This is a genomic window from Rhodoferax sp. EU05-FHT12H12 (genome assembly GCF_058791215.1).
This window is the reverse complement of the sequence record NZ_JBYTDI010000002.1, coordinates 20,249-41,868: the sequence shown is the minus strand read 5'-3', so window position 1 is coordinate 41,868 and position 21,620 is coordinate 20,249. Positions and strand designations below refer to the sequence as shown.

Genomic DNA, 21,620 nt, shown 5'->3' with positions numbered 1-21,620 from the left:
CTGCCGCGGCCCGCTCAGGCGCCGCTGCGCACCGGACCGGTGGAGGCGCGCACCACCAGCACCGGGTCAGGCACATGCACGATGGTGGGCTCGTGCGCCGGGTTTTCAATCAGGTCCAGCAGCAGGTTGATGGAGATGGTGGCCACCTGCTCAATGCCCAGGGCCACGGTGGTGAGGGCCGGGCGCATGTCGCGCGCCAGCTGGATATCGGTCACGCCGATGAGCGAGATGTCTTGCGGGATGCGGATGCCGCGGTCGGCCAGGGCCTGGCTGGCACCGTAGGCCATCAGGTCGTTGGTGCAGAAAAGGGCGGTGAGGTCCGGGTGTTGTGCCAGCAGCGCGTCGGTGGCTTCGTGGCCGCCGGCCACGGTGTCGCTCACGTTGCGAACCATGGCATCGTCCAACGTGATGCCGCTGGCGGCGAGGGCGCTTTTGAAACCGTTGAGGCGGCCAAGCTGCATGCCCTCCAGGCCACAGCCGACGATGGCACCGATGCGGCGGTGCCCCAGCGCCAGCAAATGTTGGCCCGCAATCTCGCCCGCGCGGTGGAAGTTCACCACCACGTGGGGAATCTGGTTGGCCAGGTCCACCTGCTCTTCGGACGCCAGCACGATGGGCGAGCGGCGGGTCTTCAACTCATTGATGTCATCCGCACTGATACCGGTGTGCAGCACCAGCACGCCGTCGGCCAGGGTGCCGGCAATCTGCTGCAGGTAGGCGCGGCCAATGTCGGGGCGCTCGTCGGTGTTGCACACCATCAAGAAGTAGTTGCGGTGCCGCGCCACCCGCTCGGCCACGCGCACGAACTCGGGGTAGAAGGGGTTGTTGATATCGGGCAGCACCAGCGCCACCATCGACGATTTGCCCTCGGCCAGTGCGCGTGCCATGAGATTGGGCCGGTAACCGGTGGCGGCAATCGCTTCTTGCACCTTTTGCACGGTGGCAGGCTTCACCTTCTGCGTGTTGCGCAGCACGTTGGAGACGGTGGCGGTGGTAACTCCGGCCAGGCGGGCGACTTCACTCAGGGTGGCCATGGTGCTGCAACTTGGTGTGAACTGGCATCGATTGATACGTTTTTTGAATCCTAGGACTTACCCTAGGACGCAGTTATTTTGCGAATACCCCTAGGTATACTCCAAAAATTGCTGAATTTAACCGCTTAAATTTTAATTTTCGGGGTGTGGCAAGGGCGCTTCCGGGAGGGTGCGCCCTTGGCCAGTCAGCGAACGCAGGCCGCAGGTCGGGTCAGAAATTTAACCGCTTAAATTTTGGAAAGGATGCCAGTCGCACCACCGTCATCACACGCCAACCGGAGACAACAAGCCCGGCGCACCAGTGTTCTACTGCGCGCCACTTGCCCACAACATTCATTGACACAGAGACAGGAAAACACACCATGAATTTCGCCAAACGCAGCACCCTCAGCACCATGATCGGTCTGGTCCTGAGCACCTCCGGCCTGATGGCCAGCCACGCCGCCAACGCCGGTGAAGTCACCATCTGGGCCTGGGACCCCAACTTCAACATCGCCATCATGCAAGAAGCGGCCAAGCGCTACACCGCCAAGCACCCCGGCGTGACGTTCAAGATCATCGACATGGCCAAGGCCGACGTGGAGCAAAAGCTGCAAACCACGCTGGCCTCGGGCGTGACCAAGACCCTGCCGGACATCGTGCTGGTGGAAGACTACAACGCCCCCAAGTACCTGCGCTCTTTCCCGGGCGCGTTTGAGCCCCTGTCCGGCAAGGTGGACCACAAGGGTTTTGCCAGCTACAAGGTCAACCTGATGACCATGGGCGGCAAGGTTTATGGCGTGCCGTTTGATACCGGTGTCTCCGGCATGTACTACCGCAGCGACCTGATCAAGCAGGCCGGCTTCAGCGACAAGGACATGCAGAACATCACCTGGGACCGCTACCTGGAAATCGGCAAGCAGGTCGAAACCAAAACCGGCAAGAAGATGTTTGCCATGGACCCGCAAGACATTGCCAGCATCCGCATCATGATGCAGTCCGCCGGCCGCTGGTACTTTGACAAGGACGGCAAGCTCGACATCAAGAACAACCCCGCCCTCAAGGCCGCGCTGGAAACCCAAGTCAAGTTCATGAAGACCGGCATCTACAAGCCCACCTCGGGCTGGGGCGAGTGGGTCGGCGCCTTGAACAAGGGTGATGTGGCCTCCGTCATCACCGGCGTGTGGATCACCGGCTCGGTCAAGGCCGAAGCCAGCCAGTCCGGAAAATGGGCCGTGGCCGCCCCCCCCCGTTTGAGCGTGCCAGGCGCCGTCAACGCCTCCAACCTGGGCGGCTCCAGCTGGTACGTGCTGGCAGCCGGCAAAGAGAAGGCTGCCGCAGCGGACTTCCTCAACGAGGTGTACGCCAAGGATGTGGACTTCTACCAGACCATTCTGCAATCCCGCGGTGCGGTGGGCTCGCTGCTGGCATCGCGCAATGGCAAGGCGTACTCCGAAGCCGACCCCTTCTTCGGTGGCGCCAAGGTGTGGCAGCAGTTCAGCGACTGGATGGGCAAAGTGCCTAGCGTGAACTACGGCATTTACACCGCCGAAGGCGACGCCGCCGTGGCCGCCCAACTGCCTGCTTTGGCACAAGGTCTGCCGGTCGAGAAGGCGCTGGAAAACATCCACAACCAGCTCGCCTCGCAAATCAAGTAAGACACGGCAACACTGCACCCAAGGAGCACCATGGCGCCCAAGCCTACGACCAGCTACCGGCGTTTTTACGACGTCAACGGTTGGCTATTTGTTTCCATTGCGCTCGGACTGATCGGGGTCTTCATGGCCTACCCGATCGTCCGCTCGCTGTGGATGTCCCTGCACGCCGGGCAGGGAACGGTGGTGGAGTTCGTAGGCGTGGGCAACGTGGTGCGTCTGGCCGGTGACCCTGTATTCCTGAAGGCGCTGCAAAACACCTGCATTTTTCTGGTGATCCAGGTGCCCATCATGCTGTTGCTGGCGCTGGTCATGGCCAGCTGCCTGAACATGCCGAACCTGCGCTTTCGCGGGCTGTTGCGCACGGCAGTGTTTCTGCCGTGCGTCACCTCCCTGGTGGCGTATTCGGTGGTGTTCAAGAGCATGTTTTCGTATGACGGCCTGGTCAACCACGCACTGGCGTGGCTGGGCCTCATCAGCGAGCCCATTCCCTGGCTCAACGACCCGTTCTGGTCCAAGGTGGTCATCATCATCGCCATCACCTGGCGCTGGACTGGCTACAACATGATCTTTTATCTGGCGGCCATGCAGAACATCGACAAGTCGATCTACGAGGCCGCCCGCATCGATGGCATCTCGGCCTACCGCCGCTTTGTCTCCATCACCATTCCCAATCTGAAGCCGGTGATCCTGTTCACCACGGTGACCTCCACCATCGGCACGCTGCAGTTGTTTGATGAACCCATGAACATCACCACCGTGGGCACCGTGTTCTCTGACAACACGCTCACGCTGTCCATGTACATCTACAACCTGTCGTTCAAGTTCGTGCCCAACTTCGGCTACGCCGCCACGGTGTCCTACGTCATCGTGCTGCTGGTCGCTGCGCTGGCCGCCATCCAGTTTTATGCCGCCCGGGAGCGCAACTGACATGAGCAACTGGACCGAAAAATTTCGCATGGCCGGTGTCTACCTCTTTCTGGGGGTGATGGCCTTTGTTTCCCTGTTCCCCTTTGCCTGGATGGTGATCAGCGCCACCAACGCCTCGGTGGACGTGACCAAGGGCAAGTTCACGCTGGGTAGCGCCTTGCTGGAGAACTTCGACAAACTCAACAAGAGTTTTGACGTGGCCCAGGTCTTCTGGAACTCCGGAAAGATTGCCATCGTCGGCGGCTTTTTCACGCTGCTCATCTCCTCCCTGGCGGGGTATGGCTTTGAAGTGTTCAGCTCCAAGGCGCGCGAGCGCGTTTACAACGGTCTGCTGCTCACGCTGATGGTGCCGTTTGCCGCGCTGATGATTCCGCTGTTCATCCTGATGGCGCAATTCGATTTGCTGGACACCCACCTGGGCGTCATCTTGCCGGCACTGGCCTCGGCCTACATCGTGTTTTACTTCCGCCAGAGCACCAAGGCCTTCCCGCCCGAGCTGCGCGAAGCCGCGCGCCTGGACGGCCTCAAGGAATGGCAGATTTTTCTGTTTGTCTATGTGCCGGTGATGCGCTCCACCTATGCGGCGGCCTTCATCATCGTGTTCATGGCGGCCTGGAACAACTTCCTCTGGCCCCTCATCGTGCTGCAGTCCCCGGAGCTCAAAACCATCACCCTGGTCTTGTCCTCACTGGGCTCGGCCTACTTCCCAGACTTCGGCGTGATCATGCTGGCGGCCATGCTGGCCACCTTGCCCACCCTGGTCGTCTTTTTCGCAATGCAACGGCAGTTCGTACAGGGCATGCTGGGCTCCGTCAAATAAGGTTTTTCACATGCGTACCGTTAGCAAGCTCGTCTCGGGCTGGACCTTTCACACCTCTTTTTCGCCTGCACTGATCACCCAGGCCCAGCCCGGCACTGCCGTGCGCCTGCCGCACAACGCGGTGGACCTGGACATGACCTACTTCGACGAACGCAGCTTCCAGGCGGAGTTCGGCTACCAAACCACCCTGGCCTGGCAGCCCGCATGGGCGGGCCGCGAAGTGACCCTGCGCTTCGACGGCGCCATGGCCAACAGCGTGGTCTGGGTCAACGGTCAGCAAGTGGCCGCCCACAAAGACGGCTACACCCCCTTCAGCGCCCGCCTCACCGGCCTGCTGAAAGAAGGCGACAACCTCATCACCGTGAAGGTGGACGGCAGCGAGAACCCCGAGATTCCACCCTTTGGTGGCCAGATCGACTACCTGACCTATGCCGGCATTTACCGCGACGTATGGCTGCAGGTCGCGGACCCAGTATCGATTGCCAACCTCAAGGTCGAAACTTCCCACGAGCTCAGCGACGCCAAGGGGGTGCGGGTCAAAGGTTGCATCGCCAACCCCAGCAACGCCGCGGTGGGTGGCAAGGTCTTGGTGGAACTCTGCCAGGTAGACGGCACCGTGCTGCATCAGCAGACCGTGGGCCTCGGCACCACGGGCTTTGAAGCCACGTTTGAATCTCTGCCCGGCCTCGAACGCTGGGAGCTTGATGCACCCCAGCTGTACCTGGTGCGCGCCACGCTGGACAACCGCGACCAACTCAGCACGCGCTTTGGTTTCCGCACCGCACGCTTCACCACCGAGGGTTTTTTCCTCAACGGCAAACACCTCAAGATCCGCGGCCTGAACCGCCACCAGAGCTACCCCTATGTGGGCTACGCCATGGGCCAGCGCGCGCAGGAAAAAGACGCCGACGTGATGAAGCACACGCTCAAGTGCAACCTGGTGCGCACCTCGCACTACCCGCAGTCCAGCTACTTTCTAGACCGCTGTGACGAGATTGGCCTGCTGGTGTTTGAAGAGATCCCGGGCTGGCAGCACATTGGTGGTCAGGCTTGGCAAGACGAGTCGGTAGAAAACGTGCGCCGCATGGTGGAGCGCGACTGGAACCACCCCTCCATCATCATCTGGGGCGTGCGTATCAACGAGTCGCAAGACAACCACGACTTCTACACCCGCACCAACGCCATGGCCCGCAGCCTGGACACGACCCGCCAGACCGGTGGCGTGCGCTACATCGAGAACAGCGAACTGCTGGAAGACGTGTACACCGTCAACGACTTCTGCCACGTGGCCACGCCCGAGTGGATGAAAGGCATTGCCCCCACGCCGCTGCGCCAGCCACGCCAGGTGACCGGGCTGGACCATGAGGTGCCCTACCTCATCACCGAGTTCAACGGCCACATGTACCCCACCAAACGCATCGACCCCGAAGACCGCCAGGCCGAACATGTGACTCGCCATCTGGATGTGCTGAACAAGGCCTATGAGAACCCGGTCATCAGCGGCGCCATCGGCTGGTGCATGTACGACTACAACACGCACAAAGACTTTGGCGCGGGTGACCGCGTCTGCCACCACGGCGTGATGGACATCTTCCGCGAACCCAAATTCGCCGCCTGGGGCTACACCAGCCAGTGCAGCCCGGCCGAACAAATCGTGTTGCAGCCTGTGACCTACTGGGCTCGTGGCGAAAAGGACCGCTGCGAAGTGCTGCCCCTGATCGTGCTGACCAACTGCGACTACGTGGAACTGCAAGTGGGCGACTTTGCACCCAAACGCGCCGAACCCGACCGCGAGCGCTACCCGCACCTGCCGCACGCGCCAGTGATCTTTGACAGCCGCCACGTCAACATGAACGACCTAGGCGCCTGGGGCATGTTGTGGCGCGATGCCACAGTGACCGGCTACATCAATGGCAAGGCGGTTTCCACCGTCAAGCTCTCGGGCAACCCGGTGCCCACCACCCTGCAAGTGCAGGTGGACGACACCGAGCTGCACGCCCATGAGAAGGACGCCACCCGCGTCATCGTGCGCGCGCTGGACCAGGCCGGCCGCTTGCTGCCGTTCATGGACGATGTGGTGCAGGTCGAAGTGACCGGTGCCGCCAAGCTGCTGGGCCCGGACCTGCTGACGCTCAAGGGAGGCACCACCGGCTTTTGGCTGGAGACCACCGGCGCGGTGGGCGACATCTCGCTGCGCGTATCCACCCGCCGCATGGGCGAACAGCGCGTGGCGCTGCGCGCCGCGTAAATTATCGAGTCGACGAGGAACACAACATGGCAGACGTCAAACTCACCCAGGTCCGCAAATCATTCGGCAATATCGACATCATCCGGGGCGTGGACCTGGACATCAAACACGGCGAATTTGTGGTGTTTGTGGGCCCCTCGGGCTGCGGCAAGTCCACGCTGTTGCGCGCCATCTCGGGCCTGGAGGACATCACCAGCGGCGAGTTGCGCATCGGCGACCAGGTGATGAACCATGTGGACCCGTCCAAGCGCGGCATTGCCATGGTGTTCCAGAGCTACGCGCTCTACCCCCACATGACGGTGCGCGAAAACATGGGCTTTGCTCTCAAGCACGCCGGTGTTCCCAAGGCCGAAGTCGCCACCAAGGTAGACGCTGCGGCCAAGATTCTGGGCCTGGAGCCGCTGATGGACCGCAAGCCCAAGGCCCTGTCGGGCGGGCAGCGCCAGCGCGTGGCCATCGGCCGTGCCATCGTGCGCGATCCGCAGGTGTTTTTGTTTGACGAGCCGCTCTCCAACCTGGACGCCGAGCTGCGCGTGCACATGCGCATCGAGATTGCGCGCCTGCACCGCGAACTGGGCAGCACCATCATCTACGTGACGCACGACCAGGTGGAGGCCATGACGCTGGCCGACAAGATCGTGGTGCTGCGCGCCGGTGTGGTGGAGCAGGTAGGTGCGCCGCTGGAGCTGTACGACAACCCGGCCAACACCTTTGTGGCCGGCTTCATCGGCTCGCCACGCATGAACTTCTTTGACGGCACCGTGAGCGGCCACCTGCGCGCCAACGGTGTGAACCAGTGCCAGGTGCGTCTGGCCGGCTTTGGCAATGCCGTGGTGACGCTGCCACTGGACGGCAACCTGCCCGCCGTGGGCACCGAGGTGTCGGTCGGCGTGCGGCCCGAACATTTTGTGGAAGACGGAAGCGCCACGCTGCCCGTCACCATCGACATGCTGGAGCACCTGGGCGGCGAGACCTTTGTGTACGCACGCTCCAGCAGCGGCGTGATGGTGGTGATGGAGAGCAAACACGGCCGCAGCCTGCGCTCGGGCCAGGCATTGGAAGCGCGCTTTGATGCGGCCAAGGCCCTGTTGTTCGACAAGAGCGGCGCCCGCATTTACTGCCACTAAACTGCTTTTTCCGTCCCGCTCTCTGCCCTGCCCATGCCCACCCACGCCTCCGAGGCCTCTGCCGCATTCACCGTTTTGCATGGCACCCACAGCAGCGTGGTGCTGGAGGTGCGCCCGCACGAGGCGCCACTGTGGCGCTACTGGGGCCCGCGGCTGCCGGACCACTGTGTGCCGCTGGCGCCGCTGCGCGATGGCCGGGCCATCCCGCCCAGCAGCATGGAGTTCGACCAGCCACTGACCGTGGCGCCCACCTTTGGCGTGGGCTGGTACATGCAAAGCGCGCTGCTGGCGCACCGTGGTGGGCAGCAGTTTGCACAGCAGTTCACCGCCTGCCGCGTGGAGACGCTGGTGGCCGGCAAAAGCATTGCGATTCATCTGACCGACAGCGTGGCCCAGCTGCGCCTGGTGCTGCATATGGCACTGGACGCACACGACGTGCTGCAACTGCGCAGCGAGCTGTTCAACGACGGCAGTGATGTGCTGGATGTGCAATGGCTGGCCGCCGGCACCGTGCCGCTGCCGGGCGATGCCCAGGCCGTGCGCTCCTACACCGGCCAATGGGCCCATGAGTTCCAGCTGCAGGTCGACGCGCTCTCGCGCAGCACCTGGCAGCGCGAAAACCGGCGTGGCCGCACCTCGCACGACAGCTTTCCGGGCGCCGTGGTCACCACGCCAGGCGCCACCCAGCACACGGGCACCGTGTATGGCGCGCACCTGGCCTGGTCGGGCAACCACCGCCTGGCCATTGAATGGCTGCACGACGGGCAATACCAATGGCAAATGGGTGAATGGCTGGCGCCGGGCGAAGTGCGCCTGGCTTCGGGCGAATCGCTGCAGACGCCCACGCTGTTTGCCAGCTGCGCCACCACGGGCCTGAACGGCCTGGCCGCCAACTTCCACGCCACCGTGCGCAGCCGCCTGCCCTGGCCCGGTGGCCGCATGCGCCCGCGCCCCGTGCACCTCAACACCTGGGAGGCGGTGTACTTTGACCACCGCACCGACGACATCCGCGCGCTGGCCACCGCAGCCGCCAGCGTGGGCGTAGAGCGCTTTGTGCTGGACGACGGCTGGTTCCAGGGCCGCCACAGCGACCAGGCAGCCCTCGGCGACTGGTGGCCCGATGCCGGCAAGTACCCCCACGGCCTGCAACCGCTGGCGAACTATGTGAACGGCCTGGGCATGGAATTTGGCCTGTGGGTGGAGCCCGAGATGGTGAACCCCGACAGCCAACTCTTCCGCAGCCACCCCGACTGGGCGCTGCAGCTGGAAGGGCGCCCCCTGCTCACCATGCGCAACCAGCTGGTGCTGGACGTGGCCCGCCCCGAGGTGGCCGACTACCTCTTCACCAAGTTGGACACCCTGCTGCAAAACGTGCCCATTGCCTACCTCAAGTGGGACATGAACCGCGACCTGACCACGGCCGGCAACGCACTGGGGCGCCCGGCCTACCGCAGCTTTGTGCACGCGCTGTACGCACTGCTGGACCGCGTGCGCGCCGCCCACCCGCTGGTGGAGATTGAGAGCTGCGCGTCTGGTGGCGCACGGCTGGACATGGGCGTGCTGGCCCACACCCACCGCGTCTGGACCAGCGACTGCAACGATGCACTGTCGCGCGTGGCCATCCAACGCGGTGCGCTGCAGTTTTTGCCGCCCGAGATTCTGGGGGCCCACATTGGCCCCGCGCCCGCGCACACCACGGGCCGCAGCCAGAGCCTGAACTTCCGCGCCGGTGTGGCCCTCAGTGGCCACCTGGGCATCGAAGCCGATGTGCGCCACCTGACCGACGCCGAGCGCATGGCGCTGGGGCAGTGGGTGGGCTTGTACAAGCAGCTGCGCAACCGCCTGCACACCGGCCAGGTGTGGCTGGGTGAGGCCGGCGACGGCGTGCTGTGGCAAGCCCATGGCGACGCCAATGCCAGTGAGGTACTGCTGCTGGTTTACCGCACCACGCCCACCAGCCATCGCAACACACCGCCACTGCGCCTGCCCATGCTGCGCCCGGCGGCGCACTACACCATCGAGCGCCTGGACCCCACGCCGCCCGACTGGACCAGCAGCCCCCTGAACGACGCAGCCCTGGCCGCCGGTGCCCAGCAGGCCCTGCCGCCCACCGCCCACGGCGCCTGGCTGGCCGCGGTGGGCCTGCCGCTGCCCCGCATGAATGCCGAGAGTGCGCTGATTTACCGGCTGCGGTTTATCCCGCAGTAGGCAAGGCAGGCGCGGGGCGGCGACAATCTGCAGGAACCCACCGCCCCCTGAGACCCTCGCATGAAAACACTGCTTGCCAGCATCACCCTCTCCCTGCTTGCCCTCTCGGCCCAGGCCAAAGACGTCATCATCGACGTGCGCAGCCCGCAAGAGTTTGCCGCCGGCCATGTGGAAGGTGCCATCAACATCGAGCACACCACCATCGCCCAAGAGATTGCCAAAGCCGGTGTGAGCAAAGACGACACCGTGCTGTTGTATTGCCAGTCCGGCCGGCGCAGCGGCATGGCGCTGGACACACTCAAGGGCTTGGGCTTCAGCAAGGCCCAAAACGTGGGCGGCATCGAAGTGGCCCGCAAAACCCTGGCCAAAAAGTAAAGCAAGGCACGCGCATGGCGGCAGTCACCCTCACCGGCCTGGCGCCGCTGGTGTCACCCGCCACACGGGTGCTGATTCTGGGCAGCTTCCCCGGTGTGCGCTCGCTGCAGGCGCAGCAGTATTACGGCCATCCGCAGAACCAATTCTGGAAGCTTTTGCAAGCCATTTGGCCTTCTGATGCCCATGAAATATGCGCAAGCAGCTATGAAATTCGTAGCAATTGGCTGTTGCAGCGTGGCCTGGGTGTGTGGGACGTGTACGCCAGCTGCGAGCGCGAAGGCAGCCTGGACAGTGCCATCCGCAACGCAGTGCCCAACGACATCGCCGCACTCCATCTTCCGCAGCTAGAGGCTATCGCCCACAACGGCAGCGAGAGCTTCAAACACGCGCGCCACACACAAACGCTGGGCGTGCCGGTCTACCAACTCCCCAGCACCAGCCCCGCCAACGCAAGCTGGAGCTTTGCGCGCAAGCTGGCGGCGTGGCGGGCGGTGATGGAGCGGCACGGGCTGGCCGACCCCATCCCCCCTGCGGCTTAGGCCAGCAAAGCCGCCCGGTTGTCCTGCGCATAGGTACGCAGGGAGCGTGGAGCACGGCCCGTCAGCGTTTGCACCGCTTCGGTGGGCGCAGCGGTCCAGCCTTCGCGCACGGGGTAGAAGATGGACGCCAGAAAACTGGCATAGCCCCGCGGCACGCCCGCACCGGCGAGCATGTCCACAAAAGGCGCATCCTCAATCGGCGTGTAGGCCACGGGCTTGCCCAGCACCTCGGTCAGCAAGGCGGCGGCCTCGGCGTAGCCCAGCGCTTCGGGGCCGGTGAGGTTGAACGCCCGGTTGTCGAATTGCGAAGAGGTCAGAGCAGCCGCCGCGCTCTCGGCAATGTCGCGCGTGTCGATAAAGCTGGACTTGCCCTGCGCTGCCGGCACAGCAATCTGCCCATGGGCCACACCCGCTTTCCAGTAGGTGTGGAAGTTGTCGGCGAACCAGTTGGGCCGCAGGATGACGAAAGGCACGCCCGCACGTTCCACGGCCAGCTCCACCTGGCGGTAGGGGATGGAGTCGTCCGCATCCACACCAATGGCGCTCTGGAACACGATCTTGATCTTGCGCGCGGCCAGGGCATCCACCACCGGCAGCAACAGCTGGGTGGCTTCCAGGTAGCCGGCCGGCAACAACAGGTAGGCACGGTCTACACCCTCCAGCGCCGGGCCCACGGTGGCGAAGTTGGCAAAGTCAAATACCACGCCCTCGGCGCCTTCTACCGGTGCACCACTGCGGCTGGCCGCCAGCACCGTTTCGCCGCGTGCCTGCAGCGCCTTGACCAGGGGACGGCCCACATTGCCACCGGCACCGATAACCAAAATTTTTCCGCTCATGATGAAACTCCTTGATGGTATTTAAAAGAAACCAGGTATATTTTTGCCATCTGTTTGAATTTGCGAAAGAACGCACTTCAACGTAACCAGGTTTCCTGCGGGAAACCACCCCCCACCCAGGAGCCCCCATGTCCATAAACCCGAACTGCATGCCTTTGGATGTGTACGAAGACCGCTGCCCCACACGGCTGGTACTGGAGCGCCTGGCCGATAAATGGGCGCTGCTTATCCTGGACCGGCTCAAGGGCGGGCCCTTGCGCTTCAATGCGCTCAAGCGCGACGTCAAGCGCATCACGCAGAAGGTGCTAACGCAAACCCTGCGCAAGCTGGAGCGCGACGGTTTGGTGGCACGCCAGGTCTTCCAGACCAGCCCGGTGACCGTGGAATACACGTTGACACCGCTGGGCAGCACGCTCACCCAAACCGTGTCGGTGCTGGCCCACTGGGCCGAGAGCAATATGGATGCGGTGTGGGCAGCCCAGGCCGCCTATGACTCTGCAGCACAGAAGGATGCGGCACCCCAGGCCGGCGTGTACCGGCTCAGCCAACGGCCGGCGCCCAGCGCTGCCAAAACCTCACTCGCGTAGCTAGCCCTGCAGGGCTACTGCGGCTTGGGCCTGAGCGTCATTTGTTTGTCGGCCAGCGTGATCTCGAACTGATTCAAGAAGCTCTGGCCCAGCAGCGCCTCGTCGGGCTCCGCGCCCACCAGCCCCACGCCGACCCGCACGCCCGATACCTGTGCGGGCCCCAGAGACACCGGCACATCCGTCAGCACCCGCCCCTGCAAATCGCCATTGGCCGTTTTGAACACCGTGGGTGTGCCGCCCACCAACCCGGCCTGCTGCGCAAACGCCTCACTCACCGTCACCATCGACGCTCCCGTGTCCACCAAAAACTGCACAGGCTTGCCGCCCACGATGCCCGTGGCATAGAAGTGGCCATCGCGCGACATCGGTATCACCAACACACCACCGGGCAGCACCGCCACCGGCTTGGGCTTGAGGTACTGCGCGGACAGCAAGTACAGCACGCCCATGACTGCCAGCCAGACGGCAACGATAGCCAGCGGGCCCCATTTGAGGCCGGTGGGGAGGTCGTTGGGGGACGGGGCGGGTGAGGTGGACATGCACTGGAGTGTAAGAAGAGAGCGGGCTATGACCATCTTCCCCCTAAAATTCATATGTTTTAGGCCTCTAGCCCCCGTGCAATCTGCGCAAGCAGCTATCAAATTCATAGTATGACCCACTCCACCATCGCCGCCCTGACCACCCACGACACCACGCGTATTGACGACGTGCGCATCGGCGCGGTGCGCCCGCTGATCACCCCCGCGCTGCTGGAGGAAAAGCTGCCGGTGCCGGCGGCGGCCGAGGCGCTGGTGGAGAGCAGCCGGGCTGCCATCTCGCGCGTGCTGCACGGGCAGGACGATAGGCTGGTGGTGGTGGTGGGGCCATGCTCCATCCACGACCATGACCAGGCGATGGAATATGCGCGGCAGCTGAAAGTGCAGGCCGATGCCCTGAAGGATGACCTGCTGGTGGTGATGCGCGTGTACTTTGAGAAGCCGCGCACCACCGTGGGCTGGAAGGGTTACATCAACGACCCGCACCTGGACGGCAGCTTTGCCATCAACCAAGGGCTGGAGATGGCGCGCCGCCTACTGCTGGACGTGCTGGCGCTGGGCCTGCCTGCGGGCACCGAATTTTTGGATCTGCTGAGCCCTCAGTTCATCAGCGAGCTGGTGAGCTGGGGCGCCATTGGCGCGCGCACCACCGAGAGCCAGAGCCACCGCCAGTTGGCCAGCGGCCTATCGTGCCCCGTGGGCTTCAAGAACGGCACGGATGGAGGCATCAAGGTAGCCACCGACGCGATTCAAGCCGCGCAAGGTGCCCACGCCTTCATGGGCATGACCAAGATGGGCCAGGCTGCCATTTTCGAGACGCGCGGCAATAACGATTGCCACGTGATCCTGCGCGGCGGCAAGCAACCCAACTACTCTGCAGCCGATGTGAAGGCGGCCTGCGCGCTGCTCAAGGCGGCCGGCCTGCGCGAGCAGGTGATGATTGACGTGAGCCACGCCAACAGCAGCAAACAGCACGCGCGCCAGATTGTGGTGGCGCAAGATGTAGCCGCGCAGATTGCCGCGGGCGACCAACGCATCACCGGCATCATGATCGAAAGCCATTTGAACGAAGGGCGCCAAGACATCGTGGCTGGCCAGCCACTGAAACACGGCGTGAGCGTGACCGACGCCTGCATCAGCATGGCGCAGACCGTGCCGGTGTTGCAGGAGTTGGCGGCCGCAGTGCGGGCGCGGCGCCAAAAGGGCTAGCCGCAGGCTCAGGCGGCCGAGGTGGCGGTGTAAAACTGGTTTTTCATACCAATAGCACCTCAGGGCAGACTGGCTTTGACCTTGGCCCAGTCCAGTGCCAACGGCTCCCAGGGCCCGGGGTGCTGCGCCGCCAGCGCCCGCAGCTGAGCGGCACGCTCGCTGGATGCGGGGTGGGTCGACAGCAGCGCGGGGGGAGTGGCGCCCTGGCTTTGGGCAGCCAGCTTGTCCATGAAGCGCGCCATGCCCTCGGGGTTGATTTTGGCGGCCACCATTCGGCGCAGGCCCTCGGCATCAGCCTCTGTTTCGGCTTCGCGTGAGAACTTCATCTCCAGCAAACCAGTGGTGGCTTCGCTGAGCACAGCGCCGCTCCAGTCGCCCAACAACACGGCGGCAGCGGCACGCAGGCCCATGCTTTTGACCATGCCCTGCAAGCCGTGGCGCAACTCGGCGTGGGCCACTTCGTGGGCGATGACACCGGCGGCTTCTTCGGGCGTGTCTGTGCCCTTGAGCAAGCCGCTGTAGACCACCACCACGCCGCCGGGTGCGGCAAAGGCGTTCATCTCGTTCTTGTCCACCACCAGCCAGCGGTAGCGGTGCAGGGTGCCTGGGGTCAGGCGCTCGCCCATGCGCTTGACCGCGTCAACGGCGGGGCCGCTGTCAATCACGCGCATCTGCGCACGGGTCTGCGCCAGCACCAGGTCGCCCAGCCTGGCTTCTTGCGCATGCGGTATCTGCCGCACCGCCCAGTCCACCGCATCGCCGCCGCGCAGCACCAGCAGGGCCAGCGCCAGCACCGGTAGCAGCGCCACCGCCGCCAGTACAGCCCACCAGAGTTGGAAGCGACGTGCTACGCCGCGTGCCGCACGCTGGGCTGCGCCATGGGGCGTGGCTAGACTGGTTGGCATGCCAGCGGCAAACGCTGAGCGTGCAGCACCCGCATCCACAAAAAACTGCACCTGGCCGCCATCTACGGGCCACGCCACACTGAGCTGCGCGGCGTTGAAGCCACCCGCGCTGAGCGTGGGGTGCTCAGGAGCCAGCCACTCGGGGCCGGTGGCACCGTCTTGCACCCACACCACCAGCCGCCCCTGGCGCCACTGGCCGGTGGCGGGCACGCCCACGCCGTCCAGGCCGGGCGCAAACAGCCGGCCACCAAAGGTGGAGTGGGGAGCGTGCATGGCGCGGGTGCTCAGTCGTCGCTGCCGCCACCAATCAGCCCACCCAGCACACCAGCGCCCAACAACGAGCCCTGGTCTGCCGATCGGCCCCCTGCGGCCGGTGCCGACAGGATGATGCGGTTGGCCAGGCGCGACAGCGGCAGGCTTTGCAGCCACACCTTGCCGGGGCCGCGCAGCGTGGCGAAGAACAAGCCTTCACCGCCAAAGATGGCGGACTTGATCTTGCCCACAAACTGGATGTCAAAGTCCACCGTGGGCTGGAAGGCCACCACGCAACCGGTGTCCACGCGCAGCGTTTCGCCGGGGGCCAGGGTGCGCTCCATCAGCGTGCCACCGGCGTGCACAAAGGCCATGCCGTCTCCATCGAGCTTTTGCATGATGAAGCCTTCACCGCCAAACAGGCCCACGCCCAGTTTCTTCTGGAACGCAATGCCCAGTGCCACGCCCTTGGCCGCGCACAAGAAAGAATCTTTCTGGCAGATGATGGTGCCGCCCAACTGGTTCAGGTCCATGGGCACGATCTTGCCGGGGTAGGGGGCCGCAAAGGCCACACGCTGTTTGCCCACGCCGCTGTTCTGGAACACGGTGGTGAACAAGCCCTCACCCGTGAGCAGGCGTTTGCCCGCGCCCATGAGCTTGCCAAAGAAGCCGCCTTGTTGCGAGCCATCACCAAAGATGGTGTCCATGGTGATGCCGTCTTGCATGTACATCATCACACCCGCTTCGCCGATGGCGGCCTCGCCGGGGTCCAGCTCCACCTCGACGTATTGCATCTCGGAACCAAAGATTTCGTAGTCCACCACATCCATTGCCATCACGCACTCCTATGAACAAAAAAGCGCCCCACATTGGGACCAACCCCTAACGATAGCAGCCCGGTTTGGTGCAGCGTGTCTCCCCGCAAAAATCAGGCTTGTGCGCGCCATGCGCTTGACATATAACTGACACCTTGCTGTCTTAATCTCCGAAGGGTTTGGCCACTTTCTGGCTAAAACTTCCATCCACTTCAAGGACGATTCCATGACTTTCAAACGTGCTTCTATTGCTGCTGCCGTAGTGACTCTAGTGTTCGGCAGTTCTGCCATGGCCCAAGAAAAAACCCTGCGTCTGCTGACCTGGGCCGACTACGCACCCGCCGCGGTGGTGGCACAGTTTGAAAAGGAAACCGGCTACAAGGTCGAGCTGACCTTGTCCAACAACGAAGAAATGATTTCCAAGCTGCGCGCCACCGGCGGCGCAGGCTTTGACCTGGCCCAGCCTTCGCAAGACCGCATTGCCGGCCCGCAAAAAGAGTTCGGCATCTACAAGCCGCTGGACCTGAGCAAGCTCAAGAGCGAGCTGTTCATCCCCTCCATGCTGGACGCCACCAAGGGCAACACCACCGTGGACGGCAAGGTCTACGGCCTGCCCCACATCTGGGGCACGGATGGCCTGGTGGTGAACACCAAGCTGGCCCAGATGGCCGACTACACCGACCTGTGCAAGGCCGACTACAAAGGCAAGGTGGCCTACCGCCTGAAGCGCCCCACCTTGCTGGCCTTTGCCTTTGCCGCGGGCAAAAACCCGTTTGCGCTGTACAACGATGCCAAGGCCTATGGCGCGCTGATGGACGAAGTGGGCAAGACGCTGATTGCCTGCAAGCCCAACGTGAAGTTCTACTGGGACAACAAGGACCAGCTGCTCAACGGCATGCGCGCCGGTGAAATTGTGGGCGCCATGATGTGGGACACCGGCGGCTGGAAGCTCAATGGCGAAAAGGCCGAGATCCAGTTTGTTGCTCCCAAGGCGGGCGCCATGGGCTGGATTGACACCTTCGCCATCCCGGCCAAGGGCAAAAACGATGCAGCGGCCTACGCCTGGATCAACTTCAACATGCGCCCTGAAATTGCCGCCAAGGTGGCGGGTTCGGCTGGCAACTTCACCGCGTCCAAGGGTGCGGACCAGATGATGGAAGCCAAGCTCAAGGCCCAATTTGCGGCCAGCTTCCCCGAAGCCGCACTCAAGAACATCAAGTGGTACCCCGCCGTGCCCGCTGGCATTGAAGAGATTGAAGGCCGCGTGCTCGACCGCATCAAGGCTGCCAACTAAGCGGCAGCGTTGAGCGCCGCCACCATTGACCTCGAAGCCGTAGGCGTAGCCAAACGCTACGGCGCGTTTGCCGCGGTGGACGACCTGTCGTTCACCGTGCAACGCGGGTCGTTCTTCTCCATCCTGGGCCCGTCCGGCTGCGGCAAGACCACGCTCTTGCGCATGGTGGCGGGCTTTATCCAACCCGATGCGGGCGAGATCCGCATTGGCGGCAAACCCATGAACGGCGTGCCGCCCAACCAACGGCCCGTGAACATGGTGTTCCAGCACCTGGCGCTGTTCCCCATGATGAATGTGGGCGAGAACGTGGGCTACGGCCTGGCCCGCCGCGGCGTGCCGGCCGACGAGATCCGACGCCGTGTGGGCGAGATGCTGGAACGCGTGAGCCTGCCCGGCGCACAGGGCAAGCGGGTGGACCAGCTCTCGGGCGGCCAAAAGCAGCGCGTGGCCATCGCGCGCAGCCTGGTGCTGGAGCCCACACTGCTGCTGCTGGACGAGCCACTGGGCGCGCTGGACCTGAAGCTGCGTGAGCACATGAAGATCGAGCTCAAGCAGCTGCAGGCAGCGTTTGGCACCACCTTTGTCTACATCACCCACGACCAGTCGGAAGCGCTGGTGCTGTCGGACCACGTGGCGGTGATGAACCACGGCCGCTTTGAGCAGCTGGGCACGCCGCAGGCGCTGTACTACGAGCCGCACACCCCATTTGTGGCAGGCTTTGTAGGCGCCAACAACCGCCTGGTCGGCAAGGCCGCGGGCGTGCAGGGCGACATCGTGCAGGTGACCACGGACAACGGCTTGGCCCTGCATGCACGGGCGGCCCATGGCCATACACACATCAAGGCAGGCGACGCCGTAGAGGCTTTTGTGCGCCCCGAGGTTGCCAGACTTGCGCGAGCAGCTACTGAATTTATAGCAACCGGCATGCCGCATTTCACCGGCGTGGTGGAAAGCCTGCTATTTGACGGCGCCAACTCCGCCGTGCTGCTGCGCGAGAAGCACAGCGGCGCCGAATTCCGCATTGCGCTGCCGCAGACCGGCCAGTTTGCCGACTTGCGCGCGGGTGAAGACCTGGTGTTTGGCTTTGACCCGCAGCGCGCCGTGTGTTTTGCCGCACCGGCGCAAGCCCATGCTGGCTGAAGGCGCCCCCCGCGGCCACATGGCCCGGCTGTTGGGCATGCTGCTGCTGGCCCCAGCCCTGCTGTGGCTGCTGGGCCTGATCATCCTGCCGCATGCCGAGCTGGCGGTGCTGTCGCTGCGCGCACGCGTGGCACCCCGGGTCTACGAGCCCAGCCTGGCGCAGTACCTCACTTTTATTGACGAGCCGCTGTACTGGCGCACCTTTGTGCGCACGGCCGTGATGTCGCTGATGGCCACCGCCATCACGCTGTTGATGGCGTTTCCGATTGCCTGGACGATTGCCAAGATTGCGCGCGGCCGCGCCAAGGCACAGCTGTTTGTGCTGTGCCTCATTCCGTTCTGGGTGAGCGAAACCGTGCGCACGCTGGGCTGGATGATTTTGCTGCGCGAGTCGGGCGTGTTGCCCGGCATTCTGGTGTGGCTGGGCGTGACGCCCGCCCCGGTGGAGATGCTGTACCACGACGTCACCATTCTCGTTGGGCTGGTCTACACCAGCATGCTGTTCATGGTGATTCCGCTGATCAGCGCGCTGGAAAGCCTGGACGATTCGCTGATTGAGGCGGCCTACGACCTGGGCGGCAATGGCTGGTCCATCCTGCGGCACATCATCATTCCGCACGCTGCGCCGGGCATGGTGGCGGGTTGCATTGTGGTGTTCATGCTCACGCTGGGCAACTACCTCACTCCCACCTTGCTGGGTGGCAAAAACTCGCTCTGGTTCACCGAGCAGATCTACACCCAGTTCATCACCCGCTTCAACTGGGAGCAGGGGGCGGCGTTTGGTTTTCTGCTGCTGGCACTGAGCACCGGCATTGTGTGGCTGGGGCTCAGGCTCTCGGGCCAAAAGTTTGGTGAAGTGATGCAACGCTCATGATCCCCTCGCTCCCCCGCCCCGCCTGGCTGCGCGCCAGCACCGTGGTCTACGGTGTGTTGTTCTTCGCCTTCTTGTTTTTGCCGCTGGCGGTAGTGGCGGTGTTTGCCTTCAACGATGCGCCTTACCCCGCACCGCCCTGGAATGGCTTTACGCTGGACTGGTTTTTGGGCGGCGCCGACGGCCCGCGCCGTGGCCTGTTTGCCGACACCGCACTGTTGGGCAGCTTGTGGACCAGCGTGGTGGTGGCCTGCTGGGTCACGCTGCTGTCGGTGCTGGTGGGCACGGCCAATGCTTTTTTGATCGAACGCACGCAGTTCCGTGGCAAACAGGCGCTGAGCATGCTGATGCTGGCGCCGCTGGTGATTCCGGGTGTGATCCTGGGCATCTCCATCCTGGCGCTGGCCAGCCGCGTGGCCAACCTGGCCGACGACCTGTGGGGCCTGGAGCTGGAGTTTTTGCGGCCCGGCCTGCCGCTGGTGGTGCTGGGGCAGTTTGCCTACATCGCCTCCATTGCCACGCTCACCATCTCGGCACGGCTCAAGCGTTTTGACATCACGCTGGAAGAGGCGGCCTACAACCTGGGCGCCTCGCGTTTTGCGGTGCTCACCACCATCACGCTGCCCTATCTGCAACCCGCGCTCATCGGTGCAGCGGCCATTTCGTTTCTCATGTCGTTCGAGAACTTCAACACCACGCTGATGCTGGTGGGCTCAGACGCGCCGCTGACCGTGATGATGTACGGCCGCATGCGCGAGGGCGCCACGCCGGTGCTCAATGCGGTGAGCCTGTTCCTCATGGTGGCCTCCGCCATCCTGGCGCTCACCCTGCTCAAACGCGCAAGCGCCCCACAGGAGCGCTGAGCCACGGGCCGCTGCGGGCTCAGGCCTTGCGCAGGTGCCAGGCCTTGGGCCGCGTGAAGGTCTGGATGCCGTAGGTGGAAAGCGTGAGGCCCACCCCCGAATCCCCATGGCCGCTCCAGGGCAGGCGCGGGCTCACGCGGTCGCAGCAGTTCCAGTACACGGTGCCAGCGTTCACTTGCTCCAGCACGGCCTGGGCCCGTGCTTCATTGGGCGTGAACACACCGGCGGTCAGGCCATAACGCGTGTCGTTCATCAGCTTCACGGCCTCGGCATCGCTGCCCACTTTCTGGATGCCGATGACCGGGCCAAAACTCTCTTCCCGCATGATCTCCATGCTGTGGTTCACATCGGAGAACACGGTGGGTTCGAACCAGTTGCCTTCGCCGCTGCCACGGTGCCCCCCCGTATGCAAGGTGGCGCCCTTGGCTTGGGCGTCGTCCACCTGCGCCTGCAACACATCGAGCTGCGGGGCCCGGGTGATGGCGCCGATGTAGGTGTCCTCGGCCACGGGGTCGCCGGTCTTGAAGGTTTTGACGGTGGCGACAAAGGCCTGCACAAACTGGTCGTACACCTTCTCGTGCACATACACACGCTCCACCGAGCAGCAGCTCTGGCCGGTGTTGTACATGGCGCCATCAGCCAGGCTTTCGGCGGCCACTTGCACGTTGGCGTCGTCGCACACATAGGTGGGGTCCTTGCCCCCCAGCTCCAGCTGCAGTTTCACGAACTTGCTGCCCACCGTTTTGGCAATGCGCGCGCCGGTGGCGTAGGAGCCGGTGAAAAACACCCCATCCACCTTTTGCTCCAGCAGCGCGGCACCCACGGCACCACCACCCACCAGGCAAATCATCACGTCTTCGGGCACACCGGCCTTGTGCAGCAGGCGGGTAATTTCCAGCCCGGTGAGGGTGGCGTACTCCGAGGGTTTGTAGAGCACCGTGTTGCCGGTGAGCAGCGCGGGCACGATGACGTTGCAGCCGACAAACCAGGGGTAGTTCCAGGCTGAGATATTGGCCACCACGCCCAGCGGCGTGTGCTGGATCTGCTCGGTCATGCCGCCGTCGTTGAATACGGTTTCGGTGGCCAGGGTGGCATCCGCCTCGGCCAGGAAGAAATCGATGCGGCCCAGCAGGCCGTTGAGCTCGTTGCGCGACATCTTGATGGGTTTGCCGGTCTCACGTGTCATGGTGAAGGCCAGCGACTCCAGGTCGTGCACCACCCCGGCGCGGAAGGCGCTGATGCAGGCTTTGCGATCGGCCAGCGGGGTGGCCGCCCAAGCCCGCTGTGCTGCACGTGCACGTGCAGCCTTGGTGGCCACGGTGCTGGCATCGTCGGCGCCCAGGGTGGTGATGAGGTGGCCGTTGGCCGGGTTGTGGATGGCGAGTTGGCTCATGGGG

The 21,620-nt window shown here is 63.9% G+C and carries 20 protein-coding genes; 14 read left to right on the top strand and 6 right to left on the bottom strand.

What is annotated here, in order from left to right; all coding sequences use genetic code 11:
* Positions 1-14 precede the first annotated feature (14 nt).
* Positions 15-1,034, bottom strand: coding sequence for a LacI family DNA-binding transcriptional regulator (locus AC3WS7_RS04980; RefSeq protein ID WP_296466596.1), 1,020 nt, complete (start codon positions 1,032-1,034; stop codon positions 15-17).
* A 362-nt stretch (positions 1,035-1,396) separates the two neighbouring features.
* On the opposite strand from AC3WS7_RS04980, the gene AC3WS7_RS04975 reads away from it, so the two are divergent.
* From AC3WS7_RS04975 to AC3WS7_RS04940, 8 genes are read left to right on the top strand one after another with little or no spacing between them, the layout of a single operon-like run.
* Positions 1,397-2,671, top strand: a complete 1,275-nt coding sequence (locus tag AC3WS7_RS04975) for an ABC transporter substrate-binding protein (protein WP_492655586.1) — start codon at positions 1,397-1,399, stop codon at positions 2,669-2,671.
* Between the two features lie 30 nt (positions 2,672-2,701).
* Positions 2,702-3,598 carry a carbohydrate ABC transporter permease gene (locus AC3WS7_RS04970; protein ID WP_296466590.1) on the top strand — a complete coding sequence of 299 codons (897 nt, stop codon included), beginning with the start codon at positions 2,702-2,704 and terminating at the stop codon, positions 3,596-3,598.
* 1 nt (position 3,599) lies between these two features.
* On the top strand, positions 3,600-4,418 hold the full coding sequence (locus AC3WS7_RS04965; RefSeq protein ID WP_296466586.1) for a carbohydrate ABC transporter permease: 819 nt from the start codon (positions 3,600-3,602) through the stop codon (positions 4,416-4,418).
* 10 nt (positions 4,419-4,428) lie between these two features.
* Positions 4,429-6,666 (top strand): glycoside hydrolase family 2 protein, encoded by a 2,238-nt coding sequence (locus tag AC3WS7_RS04960; protein ID WP_492655585.1) that lies wholly within the window; start codon positions 4,429-4,431, stop codon positions 6,664-6,666.
* 26 nt (positions 6,667-6,692) lie between these two features.
* Entirely contained in the window at positions 6,693-7,793 is a 1,101-nt protein-coding gene (locus AC3WS7_RS04955; RefSeq protein WP_296466578.1) for an ABC transporter ATP-binding protein, read from the top strand.
* A 33-nt stretch (positions 7,794-7,826) separates the two neighbouring features.
* On the top strand, positions 7,827-10,001 hold the full coding sequence (locus tag AC3WS7_RS04950) for an alpha-galactosidase (RefSeq protein ID WP_492655584.1): 2,175 nt from the start codon (positions 7,827-7,829) through the stop codon (positions 9,999-10,001).
* Between the two features lie 60 nt (positions 10,002-10,061).
* Positions 10,062-10,376, top strand: a complete 315-nt coding sequence (locus AC3WS7_RS04945) for a rhodanese-like domain-containing protein (protein ID WP_296466572.1) — start codon at positions 10,062-10,064, stop codon at positions 10,374-10,376.
* Positions 10,377-10,390: 14 nt separating this feature from the next.
* The gene (locus AC3WS7_RS04940; RefSeq protein ID WP_492655583.1) at positions 10,391-10,915 is read left to right on the top strand and encodes a DNA-deoxyinosine glycosylase; all 525 of its coding nucleotides are present in this window, start codon (positions 10,391-10,393) and stop codon (positions 10,913-10,915) included.
* On the opposite strand, the gene AC3WS7_RS04935 is transcribed toward AC3WS7_RS04940, so the two are convergent.
* Entirely contained in the window at positions 10,912-11,751 is an 840-nt protein-coding gene (locus tag AC3WS7_RS04935) for an SDR family oxidoreductase (protein ID WP_492655582.1), read from the bottom strand. The two genes, AC3WS7_RS04940 and AC3WS7_RS04935, sit on opposite strands and share 4 nt — an antisense overlap.
* Before the next feature lie 128 nt (positions 11,752-11,879).
* Here AC3WS7_RS04935 and AC3WS7_RS04930 point away from each other — a divergent pair, with 128 nt between their 5' ends.
* Positions 11,880-12,338 (top strand): winged helix-turn-helix transcriptional regulator, encoded by a 459-nt coding sequence (locus tag AC3WS7_RS04930; RefSeq protein ID WP_492655581.1) that lies wholly within the window; start codon positions 11,880-11,882, stop codon positions 12,336-12,338.
* A 14-nt stretch (positions 12,339-12,352) separates the two neighbouring features.
* Here the strand turns inward: AC3WS7_RS04930 and AC3WS7_RS04925 are convergent, their stop codons facing one another.
* On the bottom strand, positions 12,353-12,877 hold the full coding sequence (locus tag AC3WS7_RS04925) for a retropepsin-like aspartic protease family protein (protein ID WP_492655580.1): 525 nt from the start codon (positions 12,875-12,877) through the stop codon (positions 12,353-12,355).
* A 111-nt stretch (positions 12,878-12,988) separates the two neighbouring features.
* On the opposite strand from AC3WS7_RS04925, the gene AC3WS7_RS04920 reads away from it, so the two are divergent.
* Positions 12,989-14,083, top strand: a complete 1,095-nt coding sequence (locus tag AC3WS7_RS04920; protein WP_492655579.1) for a 3-deoxy-7-phosphoheptulonate synthase — start codon at positions 12,989-12,991, stop codon at positions 14,081-14,083.
* Positions 14,084-14,142: 59 nt separating this feature from the next.
* Here AC3WS7_RS04920 and AC3WS7_RS04915 read toward each other — a convergent pair whose 3' ends face one another.
* Both AC3WS7_RS04915 and AC3WS7_RS04910 read right to left on the bottom strand, forming a co-directional pair.
* A complete protein-coding gene (locus AC3WS7_RS04915; RefSeq protein WP_492655578.1) occupies positions 14,143-15,261 on the bottom strand; it encodes a M48 family metallopeptidase in 1,119 nt (372 codons plus the stop codon).
* An 11-nt stretch (positions 15,262-15,272) separates the two neighbouring features.
* Positions 15,273-16,076, bottom strand: a complete 804-nt coding sequence (locus AC3WS7_RS04910; protein ID WP_492655577.1) for a TIGR00266 family protein — start codon at positions 16,074-16,076, stop codon at positions 15,273-15,275.
* 205 nt (positions 16,077-16,281) lie between these two features.
* Here AC3WS7_RS04910 and AC3WS7_RS04905 point away from each other — a divergent pair, with 205 nt between their 5' ends.
* The 4 genes from AC3WS7_RS04905 to AC3WS7_RS04890 are packed head-to-tail and all read left to right on the top strand — an operon-like array spanning position 16,282 to position 20,223.
* Positions 16,282-17,349 (top strand): extracellular solute-binding protein, encoded by a 1,068-nt coding sequence (locus tag AC3WS7_RS04905; RefSeq protein ID WP_492655576.1) that lies wholly within the window; start codon positions 16,282-16,284, stop codon positions 17,347-17,349.
* 9 nt (positions 17,350-17,358) lie between these two features.
* A complete protein-coding gene (locus tag AC3WS7_RS04900; RefSeq protein ID WP_492655575.1) occupies positions 17,359-18,489 on the top strand; it encodes an ABC transporter ATP-binding protein in 1,131 nt (376 codons plus the stop codon).
* Positions 18,479-19,363: an ABC transporter permease gene (locus AC3WS7_RS04895; RefSeq protein WP_492655574.1), complete on the top strand. Its 885-nt coding sequence runs from the start codon at positions 18,479-18,481 to the stop codon at positions 19,361-19,363. Before AC3WS7_RS04900 ends, AC3WS7_RS04895 begins: the two co-directional genes overlap by 11 nt.
* Positions 19,360-20,223, top strand: coding sequence for an ABC transporter permease (locus tag AC3WS7_RS04890; RefSeq protein WP_492655573.1), 864 nt, complete (start codon positions 19,360-19,362; stop codon positions 20,221-20,223). The genes AC3WS7_RS04895 and AC3WS7_RS04890 overlap by 4 nt, the downstream gene beginning before the upstream one ends.
* Before the next feature lie 19 nt (positions 20,224-20,242).
* Here AC3WS7_RS04890 and AC3WS7_RS04885 read toward each other — a convergent pair whose 3' ends face one another.
* Entirely contained in the window at positions 20,243-21,616 is a 1,374-nt protein-coding gene (locus tag AC3WS7_RS04885) for an aldehyde dehydrogenase family protein (protein ID WP_492655572.1), read from the bottom strand.
* Positions 21,617-21,620: the final 4 nt, after the last annotated feature.